The sequence below is a fragment of the Candidatus Soleaferrea massiliensis AP7 genome, from assembly GCF_000820765.1.
Classification (GTDB): Bacteria; Bacillota; Clostridia; order Oscillospirales; family Ruminococcaceae; genus Soleaferrea; species Soleaferrea massiliensis.
In genome coordinates, this window is record NZ_CCYH01000005.1 from 71,734 (window position 1) to 83,503 (window position 11,770).

At 46.5% G+C, this 11,770-nt stretch carries 13 protein-coding genes, 2 tRNA genes and 1 pseudogene; 7 read left to right on the forward strand and 9 right to left on the reverse strand.

Annotation, left to right across the window (positions count from 1 at the left end):
* Positions 1-210: 210 nt before the first annotated feature.
* Together BN348_RS01180 and BN348_RS14400 are read left to right on the forward strand one after the other, a co-directional pair.
* Complete coding sequence (locus BN348_RS01180; RefSeq protein ID WP_040195675.1) at positions 211-960, forward strand: DUF2087 domain-containing protein; 750 nt, start codon at positions 211-213, stop codon at positions 958-960.
* On the forward strand, positions 957-1,454 hold the full coding sequence (locus BN348_RS14400) for a VOC family protein (RefSeq protein WP_420885248.1): 498 nt from the start codon (positions 957-959) through the stop codon (positions 1,452-1,454). The genes BN348_RS01180 and BN348_RS14400 overlap by 4 nt, the downstream gene beginning before the upstream one ends.
* A 33-nt stretch (positions 1,455-1,487) precedes the next feature.
* On the opposite strand, the gene BN348_RS12805 is transcribed toward BN348_RS14400, so the two are convergent.
* The 3 genes from BN348_RS12805 to BN348_RS01195 all read right to left on the reverse strand — a co-directional run bounded on the left by BN348_RS12805 (position 1,488) and on the right by BN348_RS01195 (position 3,721).
* Entirely contained in the window at positions 1,488-2,636 is a 1,149-nt protein-coding gene (locus BN348_RS12805) for a GGDEF domain-containing protein (RefSeq protein WP_197068250.1), read from the reverse strand.
* A gap of 407 nt (positions 2,637-3,043) precedes the next feature.
* On the reverse strand, positions 3,044-3,283 hold the full coding sequence (locus BN348_RS14405) for a helix-turn-helix domain-containing protein (protein ID WP_156136363.1): 240 nt from the start codon (positions 3,281-3,283) through the stop codon (positions 3,044-3,046).
* Positions 3,284-3,520: 237 nt separating this feature from the next.
* Positions 3,521-3,721: a helix-turn-helix domain-containing protein gene (locus tag BN348_RS01195; RefSeq protein ID WP_040195677.1), complete on the reverse strand. Its 201-nt coding sequence runs from the start codon at positions 3,719-3,721 to the stop codon at positions 3,521-3,523.
* An 82-nt stretch (positions 3,722-3,803) separates the two neighbouring features.
* Here BN348_RS01195 and BN348_RS01200 point away from each other — a divergent pair, with 82 nt between their 5' ends.
* Positions 3,804-3,998, forward strand: a complete 195-nt coding sequence (locus BN348_RS01200) for a hypothetical protein (protein WP_156136364.1) — start codon at positions 3,804-3,806, stop codon at positions 3,996-3,998.
* 159 nt (positions 3,999-4,157) lie between these two features.
* Here the strand turns inward: BN348_RS01200 and BN348_RS01205 are convergent.
* Together BN348_RS01205 and BN348_RS01210 are read right to left on the reverse strand one after the other, a co-directional pair.
* Positions 4,158-4,244 (reverse strand) — tRNA-Leu (locus BN348_RS01205).
* 5 nt (positions 4,245-4,249) lie between these two features.
* Positions 4,250-4,332: transfer RNA gene (locus BN348_RS01210), tRNA-Leu, on the reverse strand.
* A 271-nt stretch (positions 4,333-4,603) separates the two neighbouring features.
* On the opposite strand from BN348_RS01210, the gene BN348_RS01220 reads away from it, so the two are divergent.
* The 3 genes from BN348_RS01220 to BN348_RS14165 all read left to right on the forward strand — a co-directional run bounded on the left by BN348_RS01220 (position 4,604) and on the right by BN348_RS14165 (position 6,653).
* The gene (locus BN348_RS01220; RefSeq protein ID WP_040195681.1) at positions 4,604-5,212 is read left to right on the forward strand and encodes a sigma-70 family RNA polymerase sigma factor; all 609 of its coding nucleotides are present in this window, start codon (positions 4,604-4,606) and stop codon (positions 5,210-5,212) included.
* Positions 5,213-5,365: 153 nt separating this feature from the next.
* A complete protein-coding gene (locus BN348_RS13435; RefSeq protein WP_082020717.1) occupies positions 5,366-5,641 on the forward strand; it encodes a zinc-ribbon domain containing protein in 276 nt (91 codons plus the stop codon).
* 835 nt (positions 5,642-6,476) lie between these two features.
* Complete coding sequence (locus BN348_RS14165; protein ID WP_242844282.1) at positions 6,477-6,653, forward strand: hypothetical protein; 177 nt, start codon at positions 6,477-6,479, stop codon at positions 6,651-6,653.
* A 368-nt stretch (positions 6,654-7,021) separates the two neighbouring features.
* Here the strand turns inward: BN348_RS14165 and BN348_RS01230 are convergent, their stop codons facing one another.
* The 4 genes from BN348_RS01230 to pyrB form a co-directional block, all read right to left on the reverse strand.
* Positions 7,022-7,624 (reverse strand): sugar O-acetyltransferase, encoded by a 603-nt coding sequence (locus tag BN348_RS01230; protein ID WP_040195682.1) that lies wholly within the window; start codon positions 7,622-7,624, stop codon positions 7,022-7,024.
* Between the two features lie 41 nt (positions 7,625-7,665).
* Positions 7,666-8,067: a TM2 domain-containing protein gene (locus tag BN348_RS01235; protein ID WP_040195683.1), complete on the reverse strand. Its 402-nt coding sequence runs from the start codon at positions 8,065-8,067 to the stop codon at positions 7,666-7,668.
* A 149-nt stretch (positions 8,068-8,216) separates the two neighbouring features.
* A complete protein-coding gene (trxA, locus tag BN348_RS01240) occupies positions 8,217-8,543 on the reverse strand; it encodes a thioredoxin (protein ID WP_052446603.1) in 327 nt (108 codons plus the stop codon).
* Positions 8,544-8,614: 71 nt separating this feature from the next.
* The gene (gene pyrB, locus BN348_RS01245; protein WP_040195686.1) at positions 8,615-9,682 is read right to left on the reverse strand and encodes an aspartate carbamoyltransferase; all 1,068 of its coding nucleotides are present in this window, start codon (positions 9,680-9,682) and stop codon (positions 8,615-8,617) included.
* An 850-nt stretch (positions 9,683-10,532) separates the two neighbouring features.
* Between pyrB and BN348_RS01250 the strand changes: the two are divergent.
* Positions 10,533-11,147 (forward strand): annotated as a pseudogene (locus BN348_RS01250) (IS30 family transposase); the annotation flags it as partial.
* Positions 11,148-11,770 lie beyond the last annotated feature (623 nt).

The window sequence follows — 11,770 nt, forward strand, 5'->3', positions numbered from 1 at the left end:
TTACCACTCCTCACATCGCTGCGCGTTCTGCGGCGATTCTCAGTTTTAAAGCGAAAAAACTTATCTTTATTATACACGTCCCATCGAAAAATGGGAAGTGTTTTTATCGGAAACAGGAGATAAATTTTATGGAAATCATTCTATCGCGCGAATTGCGTTGACGAATTGAATAAACAATGTTATAATGTGTGCATGAAAGGAGGCTGTTTCATGGATTATGCCAGCGTGACATTGGAGGAATTGAAAAAAGGATACCGATACGATGAAAAAACGGGCGCCTATCTCTGCAACTACTGTGAACAGGTTTTTCAATTGGGACAGATTTTTCAGATGCAGGGGCGATTTTATGAAGCCGGGCATGCGGCGGCCAGACACATCGATATGGCGCATGGCGGGAACCTGCCCCAGCTTTTAGCTGCGGATACCCGGTACAATACCATCACCCCGCATCAAAAGGAGCTGCTGTCGCTTTTCGACGCGGGGCTGTCCGACAAGGAGATGGCGAAGAAGCTGCAGGTTTCGGAAGCGACCATCCGCCGCCAGCGGTTTACCTTCCGGGAGAAGGCGAAACAGGCAAAGTTTTATCTGGCGGTGTATGAACAGGTGTTTGGCGGCCAGGGCGCTCCTGAAGCGCAGATGGCGCCGGTGCACAACCATGCGGTTTATGTGGATGACCGCTATCTGACCACACAGCAGGAAAAGCGGCGGATCATAGAAACATTTTTCAGCAGTTTGGACCCGCTTGTCCTGAAATCATTTTCTCCCAAGGAAAAAAAGAAGGTTGTGATCCTCGGAAAAATCGCTGAACAGTTTGAACATGGCAGGCAGTACAGCGAAAAAGAGGTCAATCAGATTTTAAAACCGATATTTGAAGATTTTGCGACCCTCAGACGCTATCTGATCATGTACGGATTTATGGAGCGCACCAGGGACGGAGCGGCATACTGGCTGGCGGACTGAGCGGGGAGGGACAAGATGAAACCGTCCACAGAAGGAAGCCCGGCGCGTTCCGCCATCTGGCTTTCCGGGCGTTTTCCCGGGAAGAGGTGGACGCGCTCCACAGAAAGATCAAAGAGATCGGTGCGCAGATCGTCTTCACGCCGCGGATCTTTCCGGAGCATGGCCCGGACTGTTATGCGATGTTCTTTAAAAAACCGGACGGAATCAAATATGAGATTGTCTGCAGCCAGCCCATCCCGGTTCGGGAAGGACGACGGAAAGAAATCTTTGGAGGCCTGTCGTGCCGCGATATAAAAAGATCAGGTGCCGATAACCGCCCGTATGATACGGGCGGTTATCGGCTTTCTGTCTTACTTTACAGTATCATTCACGAAGTTATGCTGTCTTCACGACCACGCGATATGCAGCCTTTCACCGTGCGGCGTACCGGTAATCATTCACGAAGTATATCGTCTTCAGACCACCGCAATACCATGCCCGCAAATCCGGCCTGAACAGCATTCGCTTTTCGGTGGGTACACCTTGCGTCAGAGCCGTGCGGCGCAGCTGGAGCGGTTCTTCTTTTTATGCTTCACCTGATACATGTTGGCGTCCATGCGTTTGATGAAGCCTTCGGAATCGAGCGGGCCGCTGCCGCGGCAGCAGAATTCCCCGGCGCTGAAATCAATCTGCTCATTCACAGGCCAAAGATGGTTGCATTTGATTTTATTTGTTTCAAGGCTCTGCATGACATTGAAAAGATCCTGTTCTCTGTCTGCAAGCCAGATCAAAATAAACTCATCGCCGCCATAGCGGGCCGATATGATATCCGGGCGTTCGATGCTCCTGATAATTTCCGCCATATGGACAATGGCCCGGTCGCCGGCCAGATGCCCATAGGTGTCGTTGATCTGTTTGAGTCCGTCCAAGTCAATCAGAATACCGCAGACAAAAGCATCCCTTGAATCGGAAAGCCATTTGCTCAGATATTCAAGGAGCATCCTTCTGTTTGCAAGCCCGGTAAGCTCATCGGTATAGATGACATGATTCTGTGAAATCTGAAAGACGATCAACGCGGATATGGCGTATGTACAGACTAAAGAGATGTGCCGGTAGAACAGCTGTACGATTTCGGCGCACAGCGGGGGGAGCGGAAAGATGATCAAAGGGAGAAAAATGCTTTTTTTAATCTCCTTTTTATTCATCAGAATGGTGACGGTCACCAGAACAACGGTCAGATAGTTGAGGGCCGTAAAAGTCCACATGGGGATATATCCAACCAGAAAGGCACCTTCGGGGGAGATATCGAACAGTACAAAAGTGAAGAGATTGATCACAACCATTGCTGTATTGATCAGGAGAATGGAGAGATAGACGGCGCTGTGCAGCTTCCGTTTATATCCGTTGCCGAAGATGGTGTAATCGATATATCTTGCCCACAGCCAGACAATGATACTGTTTACTGTAAAATATAGACTCTTTACGATCTTTAGAGCTGTGGAATACATGTATCCGGAATTCCCATACAGTAAATGATAAGCAATGTCCAGCATTAAAAAAACACAGACCATCATCATGATGGCAGCATACTGGTAATCCAGGATGGCTTTTTTATTTTTATGTCCAAGATTGAGCATCAGAATCAGCATAAAGATGACCGATAGTGCGTCCAAAGCTACGCTGCCTTCAATATTCATATTTTCCACTCCCAACAAAGCACCGTGATGCAAGTTCCTCTTTTTCATTTCAACGCGTTCATATCATTTTTTAAGCAGTTGTACAAGCTGTTTTTTAATATCCTGTTGCTGTCTCCCTTGTGTCGAGTAGCTGGTGATGTTATAAAACAATGGCGGGCTATGGGTAAAACAGGATTCTGCTTGTAGCGATATGAGAAATACCGAATGATCATTGTTTAGGATAATATCCGGCAATACTATTTTAGAATTATATTATATCATATTTGAACGAGAAGTGTAAACGATATTCCGTTTTAAACATGTTTGCAATGCAAATTGAGAAAGCTTATTGCCTGCATGTGCAGACAATAAGCTCTGATGTCTTCTATAATGTTGTTTGATGTCGGCAGTCCGTCGATGTTGTGTGTTCAAGGTTTTAAAAAATCATCTATGGAAATGTTTAAAACAATGGAGATTTTATACAATGTGTAAAAAGTGAAATCCTTTTGACCCTTATTCGATTCTAATTGTCTGAGATATTCATGGGATATGCCAATTCGTTCGGACAGTTCCTGTTGAGTCAGCCCTTGCTGCATGCGGTGTTTTTTTATGTTACCGCAGACAACCATGTGGAGTTCTTCTTTGGATATATAATTGAAGTCATTCATTTTTATCACCAATTGTATTATTGCACATTTTCAAAGAAACTTATGTAAGGTGCAACTTTACAAATGGTGCAGAATGCAGAAAAGCACACATAGAGGAATATCATATTATGGATTGTGAAGTTGATTTCTGCGTCTGTGGTAAGAAACGTATTTGAAGATCACGGACTGATAACGAAGCTATAAAGTATACCGGTATAATAAATTTACATCCTCAAAAATAAATACTGCTAAGCGAATTTAATCCTTTTGATACTCTGCAATATCTGAAAGTTCACAATCCAATACAGAACAAAGCTTGTTGAGTGTTTTTGTAGTAACCGTACCGTTTTGCCGCAGCTTGGCTATTGTTTTTGTGTTGAATCCGTGGGATTCGCGCAGTTTGTACGTTGAAATCCCTTTCTTTTTCATTGTATCCCAAAGTTTGTTATAAATGATCATATACTCACCCCTTGACATTCCCTATTATGAGCTATATAATACTCATATATAAGCAGGCGATAGTGTTCATATGGGGGTAAAAATGAAAAAATATATGATTGAATTAAATGATGATTTATCTATCATCTACGAAGATATTGCAAAAATGAATAAGAAGAAAGTCGAGGAATGCCTGGCCATTATTTTGGAACGGGTGATTTGTACCATGGTCAACCCGCAAGAGAAAAAATATAGAAACGGTAATGAGTCTTATGGGATAAATAAAAAAGGCCGGTAAACCTTAGTTGTTTACCGGCCTTAATAGTCTGCGAATATTCAGTTTGACAAACAGATTATCAATATTGATGAACCGCATATATAATGGCAAGCTTGAGCAGATACACAACAAAACAAACCCATCATAAACACAGTTTATGATGGGTTTGTTTTGTAAGTTTGGTGCGGATAACAGGACTTGAACCTGCACAGTATTGCTACCACTAGAACCTGAATCTAGCGCGTCTGCCAATTCCGCCATATCCGCATATTTGGTGCGAGGGAAGGGACTTGAACCCTCACGATTGCTCACACGCCCCTCAAACGTGCGCGTCTGCCTGTTCCGCCACCCTCGCATGCCAAACCATGTACTCCTTGCAAACCATGCAAGCAGTGGTCATGGAAACATCTTAAAAAGGAATCTTTTGCACATAGAATTCCTTCCTGACGACGAAAATTATTATATCATTTTTCATGATGTTCGTCAAGTGGAAAAAAGCATTTTTTTCGATTTTTTTCGCTTGGATGATTATGGCATCTTGTTCATAAAATATCTCTTGACAGACACGGTGCCGGCTGTTATAATACAAGAGATGATTTTGTATATACTGGTTGGAGATATGCTAGATGATATCATTTGATTATCCGGCTGCATGGAAGGAAAAGACCGATGAAGAATTGGTTATCCTTTGTAAGGATGGGGAGACAGAAGCTTTTTCTGTGCTTTTATCCAAATATCTTCCGCTCATCCGATATAAAATCAATCGTTTTCCGGTTCGCGCCTCTGACAAAGAGGACATGATCCAGGAGAGTATGATCGCATTTGTTTATGCAATCCGCGGTTATAAACCGGAAAAACAGGTGGGCTTCAAACAGTATGCATTGGTCTGCATTCAGAACAGGATTCTTTCGGCGGTGCAGGCGACGATGCAGCTCAAGCAGCTGCCATTGCAAAACTATATCTCTTTGGATACTGAAGATGGCGTGTATACCTGGGTCGGTGAGGATACCGACGGTGACCCGGAAGCTCTGCTGATTAAAAAAGAAGAGCTGGAACGGAAAAAACAGGTCATGCATGCATTGTTATCTGCTTTCGAATTTGATGTCTTAATGCTTTACCTCAAAGGTTGGTCTTATGAGGAGATGGCATCCAAGCTGGATGTGGCTCCAAAATCTATCGACAATGCATTACAGCGTATCCGTAAGAAGTTAAGAGCAGTTTGTTCCAGTGATTAGTTTCCAACCCATCGATTCTTCCGAAAGAGGAAGGATCGCATCCATAGTAATGTGCCCTTCGTAGCTTAAAGACAGAGCGTTGTAATTTGCAAAGGTGTCGGTTTAATTCCGTCCAAGGGACAAAATTTTATTCCAATAAGCGAGGTAAAAAAAATGTACGCAGATAAGAATTTAACATGCAAAGAGTGTGGCCAGGAATTCGTTTTCACCGCTGGTGAGCAGGAATTCTATGAATCCAAAGGTTTCGTCAATGAGCCGCAGAGATGCAAAAATTGCCGTGACGCACGCAAGAACAACAACAGAACTGAAAGAGAAATGTTTACCGCTACTTGCGCAAGCTGCGGTGCGGAAGCAACTGTTCCTTTCAGACCGAGAGAAGACCGCCCTGTTTATTGCAGCGAATGTTTCGCAAAAATGAGAGAAGAATAATTTTTAAATAGATTGATCTTTTATTATTGCTATTAAACAAACGTGTTTTCGAGAGAGATCCTGTCCCTTTGGGACGGGATCTTTTTTGTATGGAGCATTTATGCGTGAAAAGAGAGCCGTCAATGATCATTGACGGCTCTCTTTTTTGAAACACTCTGCAGCGCGTCAAGCACCAGCGGAGTTTTTATAGGAAATCAGCATGGTTGGCAGACAGTATCGAAAAAAGCGGGCGGACATTTGTCGTCTGCCCGCTCCAGAGGTTAAATGATGAATAGATCTATACTGCAGGAAGATATAAAGGTTATATTGTTATTCGCTTCATTGGCAAGTACGATCATACCGTATTCATTTCTTATAACCGTTCCTGTTGATGGCGTTTGCGTGCTTGTTATGATACTGACGTTAGGTGTCCCGACAGGCAAAAGGGACCGAATGGTTGCTTCGCAATCAGCGCAACAGTCTGTCAGAGCGGGAACCGGTTCTGGCAAATAAACAATGGCGTTATTATACGTTGCATTATTTATCTGAATTGAGTCGATGCTGCATATAGACAAAAACTGCCCGAGACTTTGAGAATTTGTCACTTCAAATACTCCGGTACGTCCATTTGGCCCTAATACCAATGAGCCAGGACGGCCAACGACTGCATCGCCGCTCTCCAAAGTGACGAATAGATCATTATTGGGATATAAAGTGATAATTTGTTGAATGATATTTCTCAATTGCTCTTTACAGCGACAACTGGCGGAATCCGTATTACCGGCGGGACCAGTGGGGCCTTGCGGACCGGGCACACCCTGCGGGCCTTGGGGACCAACCGGGCCTTGAGGGCCCTGTGGACCAGCCGGACCTTGAGGACCCTGAGGACCTTGCGGGCCAGCCGGGCCTTGAGGGCCCTGTGGACCAGCCGGACCTTGAGGACCCTGAGGACCTTGCGGGCCAGCCGGGCCTTGAGGGCCTGGGCAGCAGTAACTGCAGCCGCAACCGCCGCAGGACGTACAACTACGACTGATGAAATTTTCATAATCGTTACGTGCATTATATATTTTCATGTTAGTTCAATCCTTTTCCATGGAGTTGATGTGTTGCGCATCACACCTACAAGATAGTGGGATGCTTGTTGACTTAAATCATTTTATGCTGCAGGCTGGCAAATCGTTCTGTTTCGCAGATGGCTCCGCCCTTCTGGACTTGTTCGGGGCGGATGAAAAACACCTTGGCCGGCATGTTTGTGAGGGGGACGGAAGTACTGAAAACTACCGTCCTTTGGATGGCATATTGTGTCCTTTTTGCTGCAAGATCCAGTCTGCCGCTTGATCCATCAGCGTTTTTGCGATAAAAAGAGAGCCGTCAATGATCATTGACGGCTCTCTTTTTATCTTAGTCGTTTGAAACAGCTTTGTCTTTAAAATAATACTTCCGATCCCGGTCGGTAATTTTGCGGATCACCCGGCAGGGATTGCCGGCACAGACACAGTCATCCGGGAGATCCTTGGTGACGATGCTGCCGGCGCCGATCACCGTGCGCGAGCCGATCGTGACTCCCGGGTTGATGATCACGCCGCCGCCGATCCAGACATGGTCGCCGATCGCGATGGGGAAGGCATATTCAAGCTCCTGATACCGCAGGTCATGGCAGACCGGATGTCCGGCTGCAAACAGGCTGACATTGGGGCCGATCATGACATAATCGCCGATTGTAATCGGCGCACAATCCAGCATGACACAGTTGTAGTTGCAGTAAAAACGTTTTCCGATGGTGATGTTATAGCCATAATCACAGCGGAATGGGGTTTCCATATAGAAATCCTCCCCAATGCTGCCAAAGAGTTTGCGGAAGAGTTCGCTGCGCTGGGCAAGCTCTTTTGGGGGGAGCTGGTTCAGCTCAAAGCAGAGGCTCTGTGCATGCAGCCTTTCACGGATAAGTTCCTCATCATAGGCCAGATACAGCTTTCCGCCGATCATCTTTTCTTTCTGTGTCATGTTTTTTCTCCATTTCCTGAAAAATAATTTTGATCCGGGTCCTACTCTTTGAGCGGGACGCCGTTCGCGTCGGTGTTCATACTGCCGCTCAGAATCAGGATACCCTCGATAAAGCCCCAAAGCGCGGCGATACCGCAGGTCAGGCAGGTCAGTACGATCTGTATGACGCCTTTGGAGGTGAAGCCCAGATAAAAATTATGTACGCCCCAGCCGCCCAGAAACAAACCGAACAGACCGGCTGCAAGCTTAGATTTCTGCGGATAGCCGATCGGAACGCCCGGCTGTCCGAATTGGACGCCGCATCGGACGCAGACGACAGCGCGCGGATCGGTTTTATTTCCGCAATTGTAGCAGTAATCGCATCCCGAGCCGGTGGGAACCCCGCATCGGGCACAGACATATGCTCCCGGCGCCATTTCATTGCCGCAATTTCTACAATACATATGTATTTCTCCTTTTGTTGTGTAAAAAGCACGATTGCTCTTCATGGTTTCCTGTTTTCTTTATTCCTATGCGAAAGGAACAGGTTTTATCATCAAAGCGGATATGGCGGATTCGAATGGATCCGCCATATCGACAGCATACGGTTGTTTTAGACGGCTGCCTGATGCTTCTGCACAAATTCGATGATCTTCTCCTTGGAACTGAAGCCGGTCGTCCGGTCGATCTCCTCGCCATCCTGAAACAGGATCAGGGTCGGAATGCTGAGCACCTGATATTTGGAAGCAAGCTCGCTTTCCTCATCGACGTTCACCTTGCCGATGACGATCTGTCCATCCATCTCATCCGCCAAGGATTCGATGATCGGAGAGAGCATCAGGCAGGGGCCGCACCAGGTTGCCCAGAAATCTACGAGTACCAGTCCTTTTGCGTTCAGGACGCTTTCATCAAAGCTTTTTTCATCAAAATGCTGTATCATCTTGTTCATATCCCTTCTATCAATCGTTATTTCCGGTTGAATCCGCCCACACACTTCTCTGGATGATCCGATCAGATCAGGAACCGGTCTTCACAGTAATCGCAGATCAACATATCGCCGCATTCCTGAAAACAGGATGGCAGATAGGGTTCGGTATGGGTGATACATTTAGTATTTCTACATGTCGCCGTTTTAATCTCTTTTCCGGTTGGAACCGGGGTTTTTTCTTCGGAGGAAAGCAAGGTCAGGATCAGCGCCATCCGTGCGTAGACGCCGTTGACCGCCTGTTTGAAGTAAACCGCGCGGCTGTCATCATCCACGTCGACGGTGATTTCATCGACACGCGGCAGCGGATGCAGGATGCGCAGGGAGCCTTTGGCATGCGAAAGCTTTTCCTTATCCAGCACATAGACATCCTTCTGAGCGTCATATTCCTCCTGTGAGGCGAACCGCTCCTTCTGGATGCGCGTCATATACAGCACGTCCAGTTCGGAGATGGCTTCCTCCAGGGAGAACACCTCTTCATAGGAAGAGCCGTTGGCATCCAGGATATCCCGGATATACTGCGGGATGCACAGGTCCTTTGTGGAGATCAGTACAAACCGATTCTGGAACGGCGCAAGCGTTTTGATCAGTGAATGCACGGTGCGGCCGTTTTTAAGGTCCCCGCACAGGCCGATGGTCAGATGGTCGAGCCGTCCCTTTTCCTGCATCAGCGTGACCAGATCGGTCAGCGTCTGGGTCGGATGCAGATGCCCGCCGTCACCGGCGTTGATGACCGGGCAGTCGGCGTTCAGCGCGGCGGCCTTGGCGGCGCCCTCCATCGGGTGCCGGATGACCAGGATATCCGCATAGCCGCTGATGATTTTGATGGTGTCGCGCAGGTTTTCGCCTTTGGCTACCGAGGAATTCATCGGGTTGTCGAAGCCGATGGTTTGTCCGCCCAAACGCAGCATGGCGGTCTGGAAGGACATCTGGGTTCTTGTGGATGGTTCATAGAACAGGGTTGCAAGAATCTTGCCTTCACATCTTCCAAAATAGGCTTCCGGATGCTCTTTAATTTTGAGCGCGAGGCTGACAATCTTCTGCCATTCCTCGGAACTGAAATCGCTTAAATCAATCAAACTTGCAGGCAGCATGCGATCAAATCCCTCCACTATTGATTCACTTGATGTCAGAAACACACGGTTTCTGACAATTACAGTCGATCTTATTATAGCAACATCTCATCAAGAAAGCAAGGGGCGCGGCCCGCCGCCGATGGATATTGAGAAAAACTTCACAATGAAACGGAGAGCCATGAAGGCATGTCCATGAGGGTGTTTTTTAACTGCTGTTATTGTTTCCTGAACGACGGCCTGTCATTCGGATGGATAAATCTGCGGAGTTCGTAAAAGGTATTTATCTATAGATTATATAAATACCTTTTGCTTTCGCATAATGTACAGTGTACTTCTTTTAACTATAATATCGTGTTCTCTTAGTTTAAATAAAACCGATATGATTACATTTTTCTAAATGTGGGACATATCCCACTCATTATGCTTTATAAAAGGTATCATAGAGTTTGTACATTATTTTGGAGGTCACGACATGAAAAACTTGCTTTCAAGGTATACGCTTCGTACTTCATTTGTTCTGTTATATAAATTGGGATAACATTGCGAACTTTGAAGGCCGTTCAAAGAATAAAGAACTGGAACAGCTCATGAAACAGCGTATTGGGGAGTTTGAGGCGGTACATGGAATCATACCGATTGATGACTGTACCAAGTAAAAATGTACAGTATGCCGAGGTCTTCTGCTGATACTGTTCCGCTGTACTTCAGCGGTCTCGCTATGGTTACCAAGTGTCACTTGGCAGAGTGGACGTTCTTCTTTGTTCGGGTGGATTATCATAGTAAGAGCAAAAGAAGAAAAACAACACAAAGGGAAAAAACTCCTGCATACTGGTAAGTGACGAAACATATCAAAGAAGGAAATTACAACCATCGAGCCCTTGCGTCGAAACGGCTCAGGGATACACTGATATTCAACCTGAGGATCATGAAAAAGAGGATCGGAAAGGCAAAGAAGCCCAAAAGGAAGTGCTTCAGCAGATCGATAGAGGAGCGCCAACAGGAAGCAGAGCAGCGTACGCGAATCGGAGACCTGGAGGGAGATACGGTACACGGATACTGTGAAAGAAGTGCGTTGGTGTCGATACTGGACAGAAAGAGCAGATATCTGATGGCAGGGAAGGTGGAAAACAAGGAGAGCAGCGAGGAAAGAAAAATGGTAGTGAAGCTGATCAAGGCAGAAGTGGTAGAAGTGAAGACGATCACATTTGATCAGGGAATGGAGTTCAGCGAATCAAAAGAGATGGAAGAGGAATTGGGGGCGCAGGTATACTATGCGCATGTGCATAGTCCATGGGAACGAGGGAGGAACGAGAATACAAATGGATTGATCAGGCAGTACATCCCGAAGAGAAGGTCACTGGCAGAGTATACAGAAGAAGACATTCGGCGGATCGCAGCGCTGATCAATCTTGGCCCCAGGAAGTGTTTAGGCTGGAAAACTCCTTATGAAGTTTTTCATAACGCTTCTTTGCACTTCTATTGACAATCCATCCGGCCAAAGAAGTACCAAGAAAGGCCGTTCAAGGGGCCATGCAGTGCGCCGCTCCTAGCCAGATGACCCCCTTGAAAATCCCCTCTGATATCCCTATTTCTGCTTCAGCCGCCTGCGGGCGGTGTATTGCTTTTGGCTGAGTGGTTGGGCATATCTAGCAGCAGACGCATCCCCGGTTGCAGGTTGTACTCATGGTACCCCAATACCTTAGCTGGTTCGTGGACTGACATCGATTCTTGTAGATTGCATCGGTCACGAATATATCACGTAATCTTCGAAGAGGCATCTTACAGGGATTCAACTCTCTTAGACAGGCACGTCGGGCAACCACCCTGTTTATTTAGAACACAAAACGGACCCTTTACCACACAGCATAGTGCAGATCAATTGTTCCTATGGATTCGGAATACAGGGCGAGCGGATATACAGACATAACCGCCAGAATAACAAACGTGCGAACCCAGCGAACGCTGAGCTTCCTTGCTCCAAATGTGGTGCGGACGGCCAAAGGGGGAATGACGTCCATTATCATTGTACCGAAGCGGCATGCCCCCTTTGGCGGCCTTTCTTGGTTCTTCTTTGGCCGCGCAAAGAAGAACCTCCACTTTGCCAAG

Bases quoted from the DNA above. Each gene is read 5' to 3' on its own strand.
- BN348_RS01195 (WP_040195677.1), bottom strand. From the start codon at position 3,721: ATGATCATTTATAACAAACTTTGGGATACAATGAAAAAGAAAGGGATT.
- trxA (WP_052446603.1), bottom strand. From the start codon at position 8,543: ATGATACAGCATTTTGATGAAAAAAGCTTTGATGAAAGCGTCCTGAAC.
- BN348_RS01220 (WP_040195681.1), top strand. From the start codon at position 4,604: ATGATATCATTTGATTATCCGGCTGCATGGAAGGAAAAGACCGATGAA.
- BN348_RS01235 (WP_040195683.1), bottom strand. From the start codon at position 8,067: ATGTATTGTAGAAATTGCGGCAATGAAATGGCGCCGGGAGCATATGTC.
- BN348_RS13435 (WP_082020717.1), top strand. From the start codon at position 5,366: ATGTACGCAGATAAGAATTTAACATGCAAAGAGTGTGGCCAGGAATTC.
- pyrB (WP_040195686.1), bottom strand. From the start codon at position 9,682: ATGCTGCCTGCAAGTTTGATTGATTTAAGCGATTTCAGTTCCGAGGAA.
- BN348_RS01200 (WP_156136364.1), top strand. From the start codon at position 3,804: ATGAAAAAATATATGATTGAATTAAATGATGATTTATCTATCATCTAC.
- BN348_RS14405 (WP_156136363.1), bottom strand. From the start codon at position 3,283: ATGAATGACTTCAATTATATATCCAAAGAAGAACTCCACATGGTTGTC.
- BN348_RS01180 (WP_040195675.1), top strand. From the start codon at position 211: ATGGATTATGCCAGCGTGACATTGGAGGAATTGAAAAAAGGATACCGA.
- BN348_RS12805 (WP_197068250.1), bottom strand. From the start codon at position 2,636: ATGAATATTGAAGGCAGCGTAGCTTTGGACGCACTATCGGTCATCTTT.
- BN348_RS01230 (WP_040195682.1), bottom strand. From the start codon at position 7,624: ATGACACAGAAAGAAAAGATGATCGGCGGAAAGCTGTATCTGGCCTAT.